Below are 16500 nucleotides of genomic sequence, written 5' to 3'. Positions count from 1 at the left end.
ATGGCTACCGTGGGTCAGTCAATTTTCGGGCCATGCCGGGCAGCCTCGAATATCAAGGGCTGCGCAGATTTGATAGTCATTATGACCTTCGTGATATCGAGTCAATCTGACTGCAATTGAGTCAAATTGACCTGACTGCTGCGGCGCGATAATCCGACGAAGAACGGTATTGCATCTTGTATGAGTCAAACGCTCTCTATACTGTATATACGAACAGTATCGAGTCCGTGCCATGCAAATCATCGACAAGCTCAGCATCCTCGCCGACGCCGCCAAGTACGACGCCTCGTGCGCGAGCAGTGGCGCGCCCAAGCGCAGTTCCGAGGGCAAGAGCGGGCTGGGTTCGACCGATGGCATGGGCATTTGCCACAGCTACACGCCGGACGGGCGTTGCGTGTCGCTGCTCAAGGTTCTGCTGACCAATTTCTGTCTTTACGACTGCCAATACTGCGTCAACCGCCGCTCCAGCGACGTCCCCCGTGCGCGCTTCACGCCCGAGGAAGTGGTAACGCTGACGCTGGATTTCTACCGGCGCAATTGCGTCAGCGGGTTGTTCCTAAGCTCGGGGATCATCCGTTCGGCGGACTACACCATGGAGCAACTTGTGCGCGTCGCGAAGCTGTTGCGCGAAGAGCATGAGTTCCGTGGCTACATTCATCTCAAGACCATCCCTGATGCGGATCCCGCGCTGATCGAAGAGGCCGGGCGCTACGCCGACCGCTTGAGCGTCAACATCGAATTGCCCACCGATGCCAGCCTGCAAACCCTCGCGCCGGAGAAGCACATCGGTTCGATCAAGCAGGCGATGAACACCATCTACACCGGTGTGCAGACCGTGCTTAACGAACCCCGCGCACCAAAGTTCGCCCCGGCCGGGCAGAGCACGCAAATGATCGTCGGTGCCGATGACACCGACGACAGCACCATCCTGCACAGCGCTCAGGCGCTCTACGGTAACTTCCGCCTGCGTCGGGTCTATTACTCGGCGTTCAGCCCGATTCCCGACAGCCCGAAAAGCGTTCCGCTGGCCGCGCCGCCGCTGATGCGCGAGCATCGCTTGTATCAGGCTGATTTTTTACTGCGCGGTTATGGCTATACCGCTGGTGAGTTGCTCACGGGGCCGGGCAATCTGGCGCTGGACATCGATCCGAAACTGGCCTGGGCGCTGCAAAATCGCGAGGTGTTTCCGCTGGACCTCAATCGCGCCGAACCGGCGCTGATCTCACGCATTCCCGGCATCGGCCTGCGCACCACCGAGCGCCTGGTGGAACTTCGTCGGCAGCGGCGCATTCGCTACGAAGACGTGGCGCGAATGCGTTGCGTGCTGGCCAAGGCCAAGCCGTTCATCATCACCAGTGATTACCACCCGCAGCAGGCCGAGGTCACCAGCCAGATGCTCTATCAACAGCTGCGCGACCGGCCGATGCCGCAGCAGATGGGGCTGTGGGGATGATCAACCTCGATTGCGACGACCTGTTCGACATCTGGCGCCAGCAGGCGCGCTGGCTGCTCAGTCATGAAATCGATCCGAGTCTGGTGAGCTGGGCGTCGGAAGGGGTGAGTGACCTGTTCGCCAGTGACGTGTCGGTGCCTGAAGGGCAGGGACCGTTTCAGGCGCGGATTCCGCGTGCGTTGCTCGATACGCTGGAACAAGCGTCGCGATACCGTGGCGATCAGCGCTGGAGTCTGCTTTATGAAGTGCTCTGGCGCGTCAGCCATGGCGATCGCACGGCAATGATGGCCGGCGACAAACTGGGCAGCGAGTTGCAGCGGCGGATCAAGCAGGTGCAACGTGAAGCCCATCATTTGCATGCGTTCGTGCGTTTCATCGAGCGCCCGCCAGAGTTGCCGGGCCCGCAATATGTGGCGTGGCATGAACCGGCCCACGACATCCTGCACAGCGCCAGCGAACACTTCATCGGGCGCATGGGCCGGCATCGTTGGCTGATCGCCACCCCCCGCGACGGGGTTTATTACGATGGCGAACAACTGATCCATCAACGCCAGTGCCCGGTGGAATGGCAGCAACTGGCGCAGAACGTCGATGATCCCCACGATGATTTGTGGCTGACGTACTACAGCCACATCTTCAATCCGGCACGGTTGAACGAGAAGGTCATGCAGGGACATTTGCCCATGAGGTTCTGGAAGAACCTGCCGGAGGGGGAGCTGATTCCCGAATTGATTACCCAGGCGCGCATGGGCAAGCAGCAGAACGGGCAGGCGAGCGGGATTGCCGGTCGCGCGGGCAAGCGGATTGCCATGAAGGCCAGCGAGCGAGGCGAATGAAAAAGCCCCCATCGATCACTCGATGGGGGCTTTTGTGCATCTGGCCGTCAGATCAAACCTTGACGATCCAGCCTGCTGGCGCCTCGACGTCGCCGGTCTGTACGCCGGTCAGCTCTTTGTAGAGCTTCTGGGTCACAGGGCCGACTTCGGTTTCGCTATGGAACACGTGCAGGTGGTCGTTGTAGCTGATGCCACCGATCGGGGTGATCACCGCAGCGGTACCGCAAGCACCGGCTTCCTTGAAGTCCGACAACTTGTCGATGAACACGTCGCCTTCGACCACTTCCAGGCCCAGACGGGACTTGGCCAGTTCGATCAGGGACAGACGGGTGATACCCGGCAGTACCGACGGCGAGTTCGGGGTCACGAACTTGTTGTCGTGGGTGATCCCGAAGAAGTTGGCCGAACCGACTTCCTCGATCTTCTTGTGGGTCAGCGGATCCAGGTAGATGGCGTCAGCGAAGTGCGCTTTCTTGGCCTGGGAGCCCGGCATCAGGCTGGCGGCGTAGTTGCCACCGACCTTGGCGGCACCGGTGCCTTGTGGCGCGGCGCGGTCGAAGGTGGAGATCTGGAAGTTGTGCGGGGTCAGGCCGCCCTTGAAGTAGGCGCCGACCGGGATCGCGAACACCGAGAAGATGAACTCAGGCGCGGTACGCACGCCGATGTTGTCACCCACGCCGATCACGAAAGGGCGCAGGTACAGCGCGCCGCCGGTGCCGTAAGGCGGGATGAAACGCTCGTTGGCGCGAACCACTTCCTTGCACGCTTCGATGAACTGCTCGGTGGACACATGCGGCATCAGCAGGCGGGCGCAGCTGCGTTGCATGCGCGCGGCGTTCTGGTCCGGACGGAACAGGTTGATCGAGCCGTCCTTGCAACGATAGGCCTTCAGGCCTTCGAAGCATTGCTGGCCATAGTGAAGAGCAGTGGAGCCTTCGCTGATGTGCAGCACGTTGTCTTCGGTCAGGGTGCCTTTGTCCCACTCGCCGTTGCGAAAGTACGACAGATAGCGTTTGTCGGTCTTGATGTAGTCAAAACCCAGCTTGTCCCAGTTGATGCTTTCGTTACCCATGACACCCTCTATCACTGAACAACCGCCGAAGCGGTTCAAGGCTTCTGACGTTTTTTTGGATGGGCACAACAATACTTCATTCTTGAGCGGTTTCGCAGCCCGGGCGATGGGGGGAGCAGCAGATTTATTAGCCTGCTTATGAAAAAACTCCCCCGCGTCGGTTTTTTACAGGTGCAACGCGTGCCCAAGCGCACGCAATGCAGCTTCCTGCACCGCTTCACCCAGGGTCGGGTGCGCATGGATGGTGCCGCCGATGTCTTCCAGTCGCGCGCCCATTTCCAGGCTTTGCGCAAACGCGGTCGACAGCTCCGACACCCCGACACCCACCGCCTGCCAGCCGACGATCACATGATTATCCCGACGAGCGACCACCCGCACGAAGCCGGTTTTTGATTCCAGGGTCATCGCCCGGCCATTGGCGGCGAACGGGAAGTTCGACACGATGCAGTCCAGTCCCGCAGCCTTGGCTTCGTCCGGCGTCTGGCCGACAACGACCAGTTCCGGGTCGGTAAAGCACACGGCGGCGATGGCGGTCGGGTTGAATTCGCGGGTCTTGCCGCTGATCAGTTCGGCAACCATCTCGCCTTGAGCCATGGCGCGGTGGGCCAGCATCGGCTCGCCGCTCAGGTCGCCGATGGCGTAGACGTTGCGCATGCTGGTCTGGCAACGGCTGTCGATCTTGATCGCCGAGCCGTTCATGTCCAGGTTCAGCGCTTCGAGGTTCCAGCCCTGGGTGTTGGGTTTGCGACCGACGGCCACCAGCACCTGATCGGTTTCCAGATTCAGGGTGTCGCCGTTCGGATCGCGCACCTGCAACGTACCGTCGAAACCCAGCACGCTGTGCTTCAGGTACAGCTTCACGCCCAGTTGCTTCAGCGCATCGTGCACTGGTTGGGTCAGTTCGGCGTCGTAGGCCGGCAGAATCCGATCCTGTGCCTCGACCACGCTGACTTCGGCGCCGAGCTTGCGATAGGCAATGCCCAGTTCCAGACCGATGTAACCACCGCCGACCACGATCAGGCGCTTCGGAACCGACTTCGGTGCCAGCGCCTCGGTGGACGAAATGATCGGCCCGCCAATCGGCAGGATTGGCAGGTTGACGCTTTTCGAGCCGGTGGCCAGTACCAGGTGTTCGCACTGGATGCGGGTATCGCCGACTTCCACGGTCTTGCCGTCGATGACCTTGGCCCAGCCGTTGATGACCTGAACCTTGTTCTTCTTCAGCAACGCGGCGACGCCGGTGGTCAGGCGATCGACGATGCCGTCCTTCCACTCGACGCTCTTGGTGATGTCGAGGGTCGGCGCCGAAACGCTGATGCCCAGTGCCGAATGCTGATTGTGATGTTGAGTCTGGTGAAACTGCTCGGCCACATGAATCAGCGCTTTCGACGGAATGCAGCCGATGTTCAGGCAGGTGCCGCCCAGCGATTCGCCTTCGACCAAGATGGTCGAAATGCCCAGTTGCCCGGCGCGAATGGCCGTCACGTAACCGCCGGGGCCGCCGCCGATGATCAGCAGCGTGGTGTTCAGAGATTGCATGCCATCACTCCACAAACAGGGTCGCGGGTTGTTCGAGCAGACCACGAATGGCCTGGATGAAGAGCGCCGCGTCCATGCCGTCGACCACGCGGTGATCGAAGGAGCTGGAGAGGTTCATCATCTTGCGGATCACCACCTGGCCTTTGACGACCATCGGGCGTTCGACGATTTTGTTTACACCGACGATCGCTACTTCCGGCAGGTTCAGCACCGGGGTGCTGACGATGCCGCCCAAGGCGCCGAGGCTGGTCAGGGTGATAGTCGAGCCGGACAGTTCATCGCGGCTGGCCTTGCCATTGCGTGCGGCGTTGGCGAGGCGGGAGATTTCCGCCGCGCTGTCCCACAGGCTGCGCGCCTCGGCGTGACGCACCACCGGCACCATCAGGCCGACATCGCTTTGGGTGGCGACGCCGACATGCACCGCGCCGAGGCGGGTGATGACCTGGGCTTCGTCGTCGTAACGGGCGTTCATCTGCGGGAAGTCGCGCAGGGCGACGACCAAGGCGCGCACGAGGAACGGCAGCAAGGTCAACTTGCCACGGCTCGCACCGTGTTTTTCGTTCAGGTGGGCGCGCAGTTCTTCGATCGCAGTGACGTCGATTTCTTCGACATAACTGAAGTGTGCCGCGCGTTGGGTGGCGTCCTGCATGCGCTGGGCAATCTTGCGGCGCATGCCGATAACCTGAATCTGTTCTTCATCGTGACGTTGGGCGTACCCGGCGGCGACCGGCGCCGACGCGTTCGACTGACCTTGCGCCAGATAGGCGTCGAGGTCTTCGTGCAACACGCGACCGGCCGGGCCGGAACCGCGCACCAGACGCAATTGAATGCCCAGGTCCAGCGCATGTTTGCGCACGGCCGGCGAGGCCAGCGGACGCTCATCGGCTTCGCGGGCAACCATCGGGCCCTGGCAAACCGGACCCGTACGCGGCGCGGCGGGTTTGCTTTCAACGGCCGCTTCAACTTTCGGTGCGACAGGTACTTCTTTCGCCGCAACAGGCGCCGGTTTGTCCGACTCCTTCAGATTGCCTGCGCCTTCAACTTCGATGCTGATCAGGATGCTGCCGACTGCCATCACTTCGCCCGGCTGGCCGCCAAGGGCAATCACCTTGCCGTGAACCGGCGACGGAATATCCACCATCGCCTTGTCGGTCATCACATCCGCCAGCACCTGGTCTTCAACGACCAGATCGCCAACCTTGACGTGCCACTGCGACAGTTCTACTTCTGCGATGCCTTCGCCGATGTCCGGCATCTTGATAACGTGCGTGCCCATTCAGACCTCCATGACCCGTTTCAGCGCCGCGCCCACTCGGGACGGCCCAGGGAAATACGCCCACTCCTGCGCGTGCGGGTAGGGGGTGTCCCAACCGGTGACGCGTTCGATCGGCGCTTCCAGGTGGTGGAAGCAATGCTCTTGCACCAGCGACACCAGTTCGGCGCCGAAACCGCAGGTGCGGGTGGCTTCATGAACCACGACGCAACGGCCGGTTTTCTTCACGGATTTGACGATGGTTTCCAGGTCCAGCGGCCACAGACTGCGCAGGTCGATGACTTCAGCATCGACGCCGGATTCTTCGGCGGCGACCTGCGACACATACACGGTGGTGCCGTAGGTCAGCACGGTCACGTCCTTGCCCGGCCGAGTGATGGCGGCAACGTCCAGCGGCACAGTGTAGTAACCGTCCGGCACTTGGGCGGCCGGGTGTTTCGACCACGGGGTTACCGGGCGGTCGTGGTGGCCGTCGAACGGACCGTTGTACAGGCGTTTTGGCTCAAGGAAGATCACCGGATCATCGTTTTCGATGGAGGCGATCAGCAGGCCTTTGGCGTCATACGGATTGGACGGCATGACGGTGCGCAGTCCGCAGACCTGAGTGAACATCGCCTCGATGCTCTGGCTGTGGGTCTGGCCGCCGTAGATGCCGCCGCCGCAAGGCATGCGCAGGGTCATCGGCGCGGTGAACTCGCCGGCCGAGCGATAACGCAGGCGGGCGGCTTCGGAAATGATCTGGTCGGACGCCGGGTATACGTAGTCGGCGAACTGAATCTCGGCGACAGGGCGAAGGCCATAAGCGCCCATGCCCACGGCGACACCGACGATACCGCTCTCGGAGATCGGTGCGTCGAACACCCGCGAGGTGCCGTATTTGGTCTGCAGGCCTTCGGTGCAACGGAACACGCCGCCGAAGTAGCCGACGTCCTGGCCGAACACCACAACGTTGTCATCACGCTCAAGCATCACATCCATGGCCGAGCGCAGGGCCTGGATCATGGTCATGGTGGTCGTGGTCATGGCGGTTTCCAACTGAATATTGTTGTTGTGATCGTTCATGTCAGATCCCCAACTGCTGACGCTGGCGCTTCAAGTGCTCCGGCATCTCTTTGTAGACGTCTTCGAACATGGTCGCGGCGCTTGGAATCTGGCCGCCGGCAAGGGTGCCGTACTGTTCGGCCTGTTTCTGTGCGGCGATCACTTCGGCTTCGAGCTCGGCGCTGACGGCGGCGTGCTCTTCTTCCGACCAATGGCCGACCTTGATCAGGTGCTGTTTCAGGCGGGCAATCGGGTCGCCCAGCGGGAAGTGACTCCAATCGTCGGCAGGACGGTATTTGGACGGATCGTCGGAGGTCGAGTGCGGGCCGGCGCGGTAGGTGACCCATTCGATCATGGTCGGGCCGAGGCCGCGACGGGCGCGTTCGGCAGCCCATGCGGAAGCGGCATAGACCGCGTAGAAATCGTTGCCGTCAACGCGCAGCGAGGCGATGCCGCAACCGACGCCGCGTCCGGCGAAGGTGGTGGCTTCACCACCGGCGATGGCCTGGAAGGTCGAGATCGCCCACTGGTTGTTGACCACGTTGAGGATCACCGGCGCACGGTAAACGTGGGCGAAGGTGAGGGCGGTGTGGAAGTCCGATTCGGCGGTGGCGCCGTCGCCGATCCAGGCCGAGGCGATTTTGGTGTCGCCCTTGATCGCCGAGGCCATGCCCCAGCCCACACCCTGAATGAACTGGGTGGCGAGGTTGCCGGAAATGGTGAAGAAACCGGCGTCCTTGACCGAGTACATGATCGGCAACTGACGGCCCTTGAGCGGATCGCGCTCGTTGGACAGCAGTTGGCAGATCAGGTCGACCAGCGGTACGTCGCGGGCCATCAGGATGCTTTGCTGGCGGTAGGTCGGGAAGCACATGTCGTCGATGTTCAAGGCCAGGGCCTGGGCGCTGCCGATGGCTTCTTCGCCGAGGCTTTGCATGTAGAACGACATTTTTTTCTGACGCTGGGCGACCACCATGCGGTTGTCGTAGATCCGGGTCTTGAGCATGGCGCGCATGCCTTTGCGCAGGATGTCGACCGGCACGTTTTCAGCCCATGGGCCGAGGGCATTGCCCTGGTCGTCGAGCACGCGGATCAGGCCACGGGCCAGGTCGGCGGTGTCTGCCGGTTCTACGTCGATGGAAGGTTTGCGCACCGTGCCGGCATCGGTCAGATGCAGGTAGGAGAAGTCGGTTTTGCAGCCTGGGCGGCCCGAGGGTTCAGGGACGTGCAGACGCAGCGGTTCATACGCTTGGGTCATGGCTTCTACGCTCGATCTTGTGAATTTCTTGTAGTGAGCTGGCAGTCATTCTTCGATAAAAGAAATCTTGTCCTACAACAATCATAGGCCCGGGCAAGAAGAATATTTCTCTCTGTTTCGTTGCGCTGGAGATCATTTGCAGATAGAAAATCTGCATAAACATAAAAAAACAGGTGGTTTTGTCTCATGCGCAAACTGGACCGTACCGACATCGGCATTCTCAACAGCCTTCAGGAGAATGCGCGCATCACCAACGCCGACCTGGCCCGTTCGGTGAATTTGTCGCCGACGCCATGCTTCAACCGGGTCAAGGCGATGGAAGAACTTGGGTTGATTCGCGAGCAGGTGACGCTGCTTGATGCCGATCTGCTGGGCCTGCACGTCAACGTGTTCATCCACGTCAGTCTCGAGAAGCAGGTAGAGGAAGCGCTGCAGCATTTCGAAGAGGCGATTTCCGACCGCCCCGAAGTCATGGAGTGCTACCTGATGGCCGGTGACCCGGACTATCTGATCCGGGTGCTGGTGCCGACCATTCAGTCGCTCGAACGGTTCATGATGGACTTTTTGACCAAGGTGCCGGGCGTGGCGAACATCCGGTCAAGTTTTGCGCTCAAGCAGGTGCGCTACAAGACGGCGCTGCCGTTGCCGGCGAACGGGTTGACGCTGGGTAGCTGATTTTCACACGGGAATCAGATGTACTCATATCGATAACCCAGATCCTCCGTGGAAAGAGCCTGTTCAACCAAAAAGTTCTCGGTCCAGGGGGCAGGTTCGTTTATCGGGTGGAAGACCAGCGTTGAGGCGCTCAACTCCCCGACGTCCGGGCCTGCGGCGGGAAGGAACGCAACGTTTGGGTGCTGGTATTTCCAGCGCTCCCACAACAGATCCAGATAACAGTGATGCAGGAAAAATATCGGGTCATTGGGAGAGGAGGCCTCCATCATGTTGCCTCCAATCCAGGCGTGCACGGGATTGTGTAGTTCACGCTCTGAAAAATTGCCCCATCCGTCTGGCTCCCCCCAGTTGCCGCTACGGTTCAGAGCCGAGATGACCCCTTCAGGGGATGCCAACGCCCCGTTCGCCCCGAGATTGCGGCGCAGGCCGGCGCTGCCGACGCCCTCGTCCCATACCGAAACAATGAATCGCGACTGTCCGTTGGAAAAAGGTCCGGTTGTGACAAGCTGGTTCTGGGTGTTATCGCCGTTACCGCCCATGAAGTCCGAGGTGAACGGGTTGTCGGCGCCGCCGAGTTGCCAGTTCCAGTAGGGCAGGGTGATGCGAGGGTCGTCGACGGCGGCTTGCAGTGCCAGTTCGAACTGGCGGATCAGTATCCGGTGCCACGGGTAGAACAGAGGGCTTCGATGCGGGTTGGGAACGAGCGGATTGCCACGCCCCATCGAGTTCTTGTGGATTTGCACAAAGTCATCGTAGCGACTTTGCTGCCCAGGGCGCAGCACGCTGTTGACGTTGTTTTTCAACCTCAGAACCGCTTCGATAAAAGCGGATTTCTGTTGCGACGACAGATCCCGGTGGTTACGGCGAATATCCATATTGCACACACTCCATTGGTTGATTGCCCAATGAATTCTGCCTGCTTGCTGGAAATACGCCAGTTCATGGCTATCGACGCGTGATGTGGGAAAAGCTTCCGCCATCACGACTCGCGCGGTTGATTCCTATAGCGAGTTGATCGGAATCTTCAGGTAGGTCACGCCATTGGCTTCAGCCGGGGGCAAATTGCCCGCTCGCACATTCACCTGAATCGCCGGCAGCAACAGCGTAGGCATGCCCAACCCGGCATCTCGTCGCGTGCGCATTTCAACGAACGTGGCTTCGTCGATACCGTCATGCACATGGATATTGTTTTTGCGTTGTTCGCCAACGGTGGTCTGGCATTGCGCCTGTCGGCTTTCGGGCGGGTAGTCGTGGCAGACGTAGAGCCTCACGCTCGCCGGGAAGGCCAGCAGCTTGTGAATCGAATTGAACAATTGATGCGCGTTGCCACCGGGAAAGTCGCAACGGGCGGTGCCAACGTCCGGCATGAACAGCGTGTCGCCGACGAGAATCTGCTCGCCATCGATCAGGTAAGCCATGTCGGCCGGGGTATGACCGGGGACGTGCAGGGCAGTGGCCTTGAGGTTGCCGATTCGGAACGACTCGTTCGGCGCAAACAGGTGATCAAACTGCGAGCCATCGACACGGAATTCCGGTTCCAGGTTGAACAGCGCCTTGAACACGTCCTGCACCTTGCTGATCGATTCGCCAATCGCGATTTTCCCGCCCAGTTCCCGGCGCAGATAGGGTGCGGCGGACAGGTGGTCGGCGTGGGCGTGGGTTTCCAGCAGCCACTGTACTTGCAAGTTGTGGGCACGAACGAAGGCGATGATCCTGTCGGCCTGAGCCGTGCAGGTGCGGCCGGCAGCACCATCGTAATCAAGCACCGGATCGACGATTGCGCACTGCCCGCCATCGGTCTCGTAGACCACATAGCTGTAGGTCGAAGAGGCGGGGTCGAGGAAAGCTTCAATCAGCGCGGGCATGAACACGGTCCTGTGCGGGAAGATGGGAAGTCAGGGTTGCAACACTTTATGTAAACACATAATGTCCGCAGCTTAAGTGACGTTGAAGGCATCCTGCAAATGCAATCCAGTCTGACCGAATGTGAAGTCGCCCAACTGCGCGCCTCGGCCTCCAAGGCCTGCTCGCTGCTCAAGGCCTTGGCCAACGAAGACCGACTGTTGATCCTGTGCCAGTTGACCCAAGGCGAGCGCAACGTCGGCGAGCTGGAGAAAATGACCGGTGTGCGTCAGCCGACCCTGTCCCAGCAACTGGGCATCCTGCGCGATGAAGGGCTGGTCGCGACCCGTCGTGAAGGCAAGTACATTTTTTACGGTCTCGCCAGTCACGAAGTGATCCAGGTGATGAAAACCCTCTCCGGACTCTACTGCGGAGCCGTGCTCAAAAGCTGGGCGCAATAGACCCGGCTATCCTTGCGTGCAGCCATAAGGAACAAACAATGAACGATCAACACTGGGGCCCAACCATCAGTGCGGACATCGTGGTCATCGGCGGCGGCACTGCCGGCATCGGTTTTGTCGCGAGCCTGCTCAAGCGCGATCCCGGCCTGAAGGTCACGGTCATCGAGCCGAGCACCCTGCATTACTACCAGCCGGCGTGGACGCTGGTCGGCGGTGGCGCCTTTGATGCCAAAGACACCGCCCGATCAATGAACAAGGTGATGCCGCGTCAGGCCACCTGGATTCAGGCGGCTGTGACCGGCATCGACCCCGACCAGCGCCGTCTCACCCTCAACGATCAACGCTCCGTCACCTATCAGAACCTGATCGTCTGCCCGGGTCTGCGCCTGGCGTGGGAGAAGATCGAAGGCTTGCAGGAAAGTCTCGGTCAGCACGGTGTCACCTCCAACTACAGCTATCAGCACGCGCAATACACCTGGGATCAGGTGCAGAAACTGCGCGGTGGCAGAGCCCTGTTCACCCAGCCGCCGATCCCGATCAAATGCGCTGGCGCGCCGCAAAAGGCACTGTACCTGTCCTGCGATCACTGGCTGAAGGGCAACGTGCTGAGCAACATCGACGTGGAATTCAATCTGGCCGGCGCCGCGTTGTTCGGTGTGCCGACCTTCGTGCCGCCGCTGATGAAGTACATCGAGAAATACAATGCGCGGCTGGCGTTCAATTCGAATCTGGTGAAGGTCGACGGCCCGGCAAAAACCGCCTGGTTCGACATCAAGGACGCGGACGGAAATGTCACCCGTCAGGCCAGGACTTTCGATCTGCTGCACGTTGTCCCGCCGCAGGTTTCGCCGGATTTCATCGCGCAAAGTCCGCTGGCCGATGCTGCCGGCTGGTGCGAGGTCAACCCGCACACGCTGCAACATCCGCGCTATCCCGAAGTGTTTGCCCTGGGCGATATCTGCGGCACCACCCATGCGAAAACCGCTGCGGCAGTGCGCAAGCAGGTCGTGGTAGTGGCGGAAAACCTGCTGGCCGTGCGCAAGGAACTGGCGTTGCCACTGAAGTACGACGGCTACGGTTCCTGCCCGCTGACGGTGGAGAAGGGCAAGGTGATCCTCGCAGAGTTCGGCTATGGCGGAAAATTGCTCCCGACCTTTCCACTCGACCCGACCGTTCCGCGCCGTTCCGCGTGGTGGCTGAAGGCGACGCTGCTGCCGTGGTTCTACTGGAACGGCATGCTCAAGGGCCGCGAATGGCTGACGAGCCTGTCGAAAGTCGACTGAGAACACTCTATGTTGCTGGCAAGTCTGTTTGGCGTGGTGATGGGATTGATCCTCGGTCTGACCGGGGCTGGCGGCGGGATACTCGCGGTGCCGGCGTTGGTGCTCGGTCTGGGCTGGACGATGACGCAGGCGGCGCCGGTCGCGCTGTTCGCCGTGGGCAGTGCGGCGGCGGTCGGCGCAATTGATGGCTTGCGTCACGGTCTGGTGCGCTATCGCGCGGCGCTGTTGATCGCCGCCCTTGGCGCCGTGTTTTCGCCGTTGGGCATCTACTTCGCGCATCAGTTGCCGGAGAAGGTCCTGATGATCCTCTTCAGCCTCCTGATGGTGATGGTGGCCTGGCGCATGCTGCGCCGCGAACGCCAGCAAGAGGGCCCGAGCGACCATGGCCACGCCAGTTGGGGCCAGAAGAACTGCATGCTCAATGAGCAGACCGGCCGTTTCGACTGGACCGCCAAATGCACCGCGACCCTCGCTGCACTGGGCGCAGTCACTGGTGTGGTGTCCGGGTTGCTGGGGGTTGGCGGCGGGTTTCTGATCGTGCCGGCGTTCAAGCAACTGACCGATGTGCAGATGCGCGGCATCGTCGCCACCTCGTTGATGGTCATCAGCCTGATTTCCGCCATTGGCGTGGTCGGCGCGTTCCATGCCGGAGTGCGGATCGATCACTTGGGCGCGGCGTTCATCGTGGCGAGCATCGTCGGCATGATCCTCGGCCGCAAGCTCTGCGCACGGGTGCCCGCGCGGACGTTGCAGGTAGGGTTTGCCAGTGTGTGTCTGGTGGTGGCGGGTTACATGCTGCTGCGCGCCTGAGGTGTACCCGGCAATGAAAAAGGCTCCGTTTTCGGGAGCCTTTTTTTGCCCGTGGCGAGGTCGTTACAACACCAGATGCGGCAGCCACAGCGACAGCGCCGGAACATAAGTCACCAGCATCAAAACCAGGAACAGCACTGCGTAAAACGGCAACAAGGCCTTGACCGTGCTTTCGATACTGACCTTGCCCACCGCCGAACCGACAAACAATACAGCTCCCACTGGCGGCGTTATCAGCCCGATTCCGAGGTTGACCAGCATGATCATGCCGAACTGCACCGGGTCGACACCAATGCCGAGGATCACCGGCATCAGGATCGGCGTCAGGATCAGGATCAGCGGCGCCATGTCCATCACCGTGCCCAGCAACAGCAGCATGACGTTGATGCACATCAGGATCACGTAGCGGTTATCGGACAGGGTCAGGAACAGCGTGGTTATCTTCGCCGGGATCTGCATCAGGGTCATGATGTAGCCGAAGCTCGCGGCGAAACCGATCAGAATCATCACAATCGAAATCGTACGCACCGTACGGTGCATCAGTTTCGGCAGTTCACTCCACTTGTAGTCGCGGTAGATGAACATGGTGACGAAGAATGCCCAGAGCACGGCGATGGCCGCTGACTCGGTCGCGGTGAAAATTCCGGAAAGGATGCCGCCAAGAATGATCACCATCGCCATCAGGCCCCACAGCGCTTCGCCGCAGATCTTCAGTGCCTGACGCATGGGAATGACTTCACCTTTGGGGTAATCGCGTTTGCGCGCGAAGATCAGGCACAACACCATCAGGCACGCGCTCATCAGCAGGCCCGGAACCACGCCGGCCATGAACAGCGAGGCAATGGACACCGTGCCGCCGGCCGCCAGTGAATACAGCACCGAGTTGTGGCTTGGCGGCGTGAGCAGCGCCTGCACTGAACCGCTGACAGTTACCGCGGTAGAGAACTCCCGTGGGTAACCCTTGCGTTCCATTTCCGGGATCAGCACCGAACCCACCGAAGCCGTGTCGGCCACCGAGGATCCGGAAATCGCACCGAAGAATGTCGAGGCCATGATATTGACCAGCGACAGGCCGCCACGCACGAAACCCACCAGTACCCCGGCAAACGCCACCAGTCGGCGCGACATGCCGCCCTCGGCCATGATCGCCCCGGCCAGGACGAAGAACGGGATCGCCAGCAGCGAAAATTTGTTCACCCCGCCAGCAACCTGAATCATCAGGGCCTGGAACGGGATGTCGATCCACCATGCACCGATCAGGGCTGACAGGCCCAAGGCGTAGGCGACCGGCATGCCGATCAGGATCAGAACGATAAAACTGCCCAGCAGAATCAGTGCGTCCATCAGGCAGCTCCTTCGCTTTCTTCGACCAGATCGAAACGCACGACGCGCCGGTTGCTCTGATCACCGAGCAAGAGCTTCTCAAGGACGAACACCAGCGTCAGCGCGCCGCCGAGCGGTATCGGCATGTAAGTAATACCGACCCGTAACGTCGGCATCGCACTCATGAACTGGTTCCAGGTCGACAGACAGAGCTTGCTGCCCCAAATGGTCATGAACAGGCAGATGGTTGCCATTAGCAGCTGAGAGACGATGCTCATGGTTTTACGCAGAGGTGGCGGCATGCGATCAGTGAGCATTGCCACCGCCATATGTGCACCGGCGCGATAACTGGCAGCAGCGCCGATGAAGGTAAAGACCATCATCAGCAGGATCGCGGTGGGCTCCGGCCAGCTCGAGCCGGTACCGAGTACGTAACGGGCGAACACACCCCAGGGAATGATCAGGGAAATGGTCAGTACCGACAGGCCGGCGACCCAGATGCAGGTCATGTACAACGTGTCGTTGAAGCGCAGCAGCAGATTCTTCATCGGGTTCCACCGTAACCGGGCAGCCGCCGACATCAGGCGACGTCAGCGCTGCCGGGCCTTTGTGCGAGGGCAGGGAGGGTTACTGAACGGCTTCGATGCGTTTGAGCAGGTCGGCGTAAGGCGCGCCATATTTCTCGCGGATCGAGGCGGTGGCCTCGTAGAAAGGCTGTTTATCAACGGTGATGAACTCGACACCGGCGGCCTTGAGTTTTTCTTCACTGCTGGCGGATTTGGCGTCCCACAGCGTGCGCTCCTGGGCCTGCGCAGCCTTGGCGGCCTTGCGCACGAGGGTCTGCTGATCGGGGGTGAGTTTTTCCCAGGTGATTTTCGACATCACGATAGGCTCGGGCAGGATCAGGTGCCCGGTCAGGCTGTAGAACTTGGCGTTCTGGTAATGGTTGTGTTCGAGCAGGGTCGGCGGGTTGTTTTCCGCACCGTCGATGACCCCGGTCTGCAGGGCGCTGAAGATTTCACCGGTGTCCATGGCGATGCCGTTGCCGCCCATGGCGTTGATGGTTTCGATGAACAGCGGGTTGCCCTGCACGCGAATCTTCATGCCCTTGAGGTCCGCCAGATTGCGCACCGGTTTCTTGGTGTAGATGTTGCGCGTGCCGCCGTCCATCCAGGCGAGGGCGACCAGGTTGAATTCGGACTGGGTGATTTTGTCGAGGATCTCGTCACCGATTTCGCCGTCGATGATCTTGCGCATGTGCGCCTGATCTCGGAACACGAACGGCATATTGAACACATTCACGTCCGGCACCACCGGACCTACGATGCCGAGGCTGACCCGGGCCATCTGGATCGCGCCGACCTGGGCCTGCTCGACCACTTCCTTCTCCGAGCCGAGTACACCCCCGGCAAACATCTTGAAGGTCAGTTTGCCGTCGCTGTCGGCGACCAGGGTCTTGCCCAGTTGTTCTTCGGCGATCACGGTCGGATAGCCGGCCGGGTGGATGTCGGCGAACTTGATTTCCAGGGCCTGAACGGCGCCGGCGAAGGTAAACAGTAGCGGGAGTGAAGCGGCGAGCAACGTGCGTTTGAAGTCCATGGGGCGAATCTCCAGTCTTGTTATTTTTCTTTTCA

Annotated in this window: 16 protein-coding genes; 6 read left to right on the top strand and 10 right to left on the bottom strand. The window is 60.6% G+C overall.

Annotated elements, in window-relative coordinates:
* Positions 1-232 precede the first annotated feature (232 nt).
* Positions 233-1453, top strand: a complete 1221-nt coding sequence (locus N8H71_RS22060) for a putative DNA modification/repair radical SAM protein (RefSeq protein ID WP_085602681.1) — start codon at positions 233-235, stop codon at positions 1451-1453.
* Complete coding sequence (locus N8H71_RS22055) at positions 1450-2289, top strand: TIGR03915 family putative DNA repair protein (protein WP_262195666.1); 840 nt, start codon at positions 1450-1452, stop codon at positions 2287-2289. The genes N8H71_RS22060 and N8H71_RS22055 overlap by 4 nt, the downstream gene beginning before the upstream one ends.
* Before the next feature lie 52 nt (positions 2290-2341).
* Here the strand turns inward: N8H71_RS22055 and N8H71_RS22050 are convergent, their stop codons facing one another.
* The 5 genes from N8H71_RS22050 to N8H71_RS22030 form a co-directional block, all read right to left on the bottom strand.
* Positions 2342-3361, bottom strand: coding sequence for a branched-chain amino acid aminotransferase (locus N8H71_RS22050; RefSeq protein WP_011334831.1), 1020 nt, complete (start codon positions 3359-3361; stop codon positions 2342-2344).
* 165 nt (positions 3362-3526) lie between these two features.
* Positions 3527-4900: a dihydrolipoyl dehydrogenase gene (lpdA, locus tag N8H71_RS22045; RefSeq protein WP_262195665.1), complete on the bottom strand. Its 1374-nt coding sequence runs from the start codon at positions 4898-4900 to the stop codon at positions 3527-3529.
* A 4-nt stretch (positions 4901-4904) separates the two neighbouring features.
* Entirely contained in the window at positions 4905-6176 is a 1272-nt protein-coding gene (locus tag N8H71_RS22040; RefSeq protein ID WP_262195664.1) for a dihydrolipoamide acetyltransferase family protein, read from the bottom strand.
* Positions 6177-7235, bottom strand: a complete 1059-nt coding sequence (locus N8H71_RS22035) for an alpha-ketoacid dehydrogenase subunit beta (protein ID WP_007952909.1) — start codon at positions 7233-7235, stop codon at positions 6177-6179. It lies immediately after the preceding gene.
* A 1-nt stretch (position 7236) separates the two neighbouring features.
* Positions 7237-8472 carry a 3-methyl-2-oxobutanoate dehydrogenase (2-methylpropanoyl-transferring) subunit alpha gene (locus N8H71_RS22030; protein WP_262195663.1) on the bottom strand — a complete coding sequence of 412 codons (1236 nt, stop codon included), beginning with the start codon at positions 8470-8472 and terminating at the stop codon, positions 7237-7239.
* Between the two features lie 186 nt (positions 8473-8658).
* On the opposite strand from N8H71_RS22030, the gene bkdR reads away from it, so the two are divergent.
* Positions 8659-9147, top strand: coding sequence for a Bkd operon transcriptional regulator BkdR (gene bkdR / locus N8H71_RS22025; RefSeq protein WP_016985245.1), 489 nt, complete (start codon positions 8659-8661; stop codon positions 9145-9147).
* 14 nt (positions 9148-9161) lie between these two features.
* Here the strand turns inward: bkdR and N8H71_RS22020 are convergent, their stop codons facing one another.
* The gene (locus N8H71_RS22020) at positions 9162-10022 is read right to left on the bottom strand and encodes a tyrosinase family protein (RefSeq protein ID WP_262195662.1); all 861 of its coding nucleotides are present in this window, start codon (positions 10020-10022) and stop codon (positions 9162-9164) included.
* Positions 10023-10148: 126 nt separating this feature from the next.
* Complete coding sequence (locus N8H71_RS22015; protein ID WP_262195661.1) at positions 10149-11012, bottom strand: MBL fold metallo-hydrolase; 864 nt, start codon at positions 11010-11012, stop codon at positions 10149-10151.
* A gap of 99 nt (positions 11013-11111) precedes the next feature.
* On the opposite strand from N8H71_RS22015, the gene N8H71_RS22010 reads away from it, so the two are divergent.
* The 3 genes from N8H71_RS22010 to N8H71_RS22000 are packed head-to-tail and all read left to right on the top strand — an operon-like array spanning position 11112 to position 13543.
* On the top strand, positions 11112-11450 hold the full coding sequence (locus N8H71_RS22010; RefSeq protein ID WP_007952897.1) for an ArsR/SmtB family transcription factor: 339 nt from the start codon (positions 11112-11114) through the stop codon (positions 11448-11450).
* A 38-nt stretch (positions 11451-11488) separates the two neighbouring features.
* Positions 11489-12733 carry an NAD(P)/FAD-dependent oxidoreductase gene (locus tag N8H71_RS22005; protein WP_262195660.1) on the top strand — a complete coding sequence of 415 codons (1245 nt, stop codon included), beginning with the start codon at positions 11489-11491 and terminating at the stop codon, positions 12731-12733.
* Between the two features lie 9 nt (positions 12734-12742).
* A complete protein-coding gene (locus N8H71_RS22000) occupies positions 12743-13543 on the top strand; it encodes a sulfite exporter TauE/SafE family protein (RefSeq protein ID WP_262195659.1) in 801 nt (266 codons plus the stop codon).
* Between the two features lie 63 nt (positions 13544-13606).
* On the opposite strand, the gene N8H71_RS21995 is transcribed toward N8H71_RS22000, so the two are convergent.
* The 3 genes from N8H71_RS21995 to N8H71_RS21985 all read right to left on the bottom strand — a co-directional run bounded on the left by N8H71_RS21995 (position 13607) and on the right by N8H71_RS21985 (position 16465).
* Positions 13607-14887, bottom strand: a complete 1281-nt coding sequence (locus tag N8H71_RS21995; protein ID WP_262195658.1) for a TRAP transporter large permease — start codon at positions 14885-14887, stop codon at positions 13607-13609.
* Entirely contained in the window at positions 14887-15414 is a 528-nt protein-coding gene (locus N8H71_RS21990) for a TRAP transporter small permease (protein WP_262195657.1), read from the bottom strand. Before N8H71_RS21990 ends, N8H71_RS21995 begins: the two co-directional genes overlap by 1 nt.
* Positions 15415-15493: 79 nt before the next feature.
* A complete protein-coding gene (locus N8H71_RS21985) occupies positions 15494-16465 on the bottom strand; it encodes a TRAP transporter substrate-binding protein (protein ID WP_262195656.1) in 972 nt (323 codons plus the stop codon).
* Positions 16466-16500: the final 35 nt, after the last annotated feature.

The sequence above is a fragment of the Pseudomonas koreensis genome (genome assembly GCF_025447595.1).
Lineage (GTDB): Bacteria > Pseudomonadota > Gammaproteobacteria > Pseudomonadales > Pseudomonadaceae > Aquipseudomonas > Aquipseudomonas koreensis_H.
This window is presented reverse-complemented; position numbering and strand designations above follow the sequence as displayed.

What these genes read in the sequence shown, in the direction of transcription:
- N8H71_RS22035 (WP_007952909.1), bottom strand. Translation starts at nt 7,235, where the DNA reads ATGAACGATCACAACAACAATATTCAGTTGGAAACCGCCATGACCACG.
- N8H71_RS22030 (WP_262195663.1), bottom strand. Translation starts at nt 8,472, where the DNA reads ATGACCCAAGCGTATGAACCGCTGCGTCTGCACGTCCCTGAACCCTCG.
- N8H71_RS21985 (WP_262195656.1), bottom strand. Translation starts at nt 16,465, where the DNA reads ATGGACTTCAAACGCACGTTGCTCGCCGCTTCACTCCCGCTACTGTTT.
- N8H71_RS22000 (WP_262195659.1), top strand. Translation starts at nt 12,743, where the DNA reads ATGTTGCTGGCAAGTCTGTTTGGCGTGGTGATGGGATTGATCCTCGGT.
- N8H71_RS22020 (WP_262195662.1), bottom strand. Translation starts at nt 10,022, where the DNA reads ATGGATATTCGCCGTAACCACCGGGATCTGTCGTCGCAACAGAAATCC.
- N8H71_RS22060 (WP_085602681.1), top strand. Translation starts at nt 233, where the DNA reads ATGCAAATCATCGACAAGCTCAGCATCCTCGCCGACGCCGCCAAGTAC.
- N8H71_RS22005 (WP_262195660.1), top strand. Translation starts at nt 11,489, where the DNA reads ATGAACGATCAACACTGGGGCCCAACCATCAGTGCGGACATCGTGGTC.
- N8H71_RS21995 (WP_262195658.1), bottom strand. Translation starts at nt 14,887, where the DNA reads ATGGACGCACTGATTCTGCTGGGCAGTTTTATCGTTCTGATCCTGATC.
- N8H71_RS22055 (WP_262195666.1), top strand. Translation starts at nt 1,450, where the DNA reads ATGATCAACCTCGATTGCGACGACCTGTTCGACATCTGGCGCCAGCAG.
- lpdA (WP_262195665.1), bottom strand. Translation starts at nt 4,900, where the DNA reads ATGCAATCTCTGAACACCACGCTGCTGATCATCGGCGGCGGCCCCGGC.
- bkdR (WP_016985245.1), top strand. Translation starts at nt 8,659, where the DNA reads ATGCGCAAACTGGACCGTACCGACATCGGCATTCTCAACAGCCTTCAG.
- N8H71_RS22010 (WP_007952897.1), top strand. Translation starts at nt 11,112, where the DNA reads ATGCAATCCAGTCTGACCGAATGTGAAGTCGCCCAACTGCGCGCCTCG.
- N8H71_RS21990 (WP_262195657.1), bottom strand. Translation starts at nt 15,414, where the DNA reads ATGAAGAATCTGCTGCTGCGCTTCAACGACACGTTGTACATGACCTGC.
- N8H71_RS22050 (WP_011334831.1), bottom strand. Translation starts at nt 3,361, where the DNA reads ATGGGTAACGAAAGCATCAACTGGGACAAGCTGGGTTTTGACTACATC.
- N8H71_RS22040 (WP_262195664.1), bottom strand. Translation starts at nt 6,176, where the DNA reads ATGGGCACGCACGTTATCAAGATGCCGGACATCGGCGAAGGCATCGCA.
- N8H71_RS22015 (WP_262195661.1), bottom strand. Translation starts at nt 11,012, where the DNA reads ATGCCCGCGCTGATTGAAGCTTTCCTCGACCCCGCCTCTTCGACCTAC.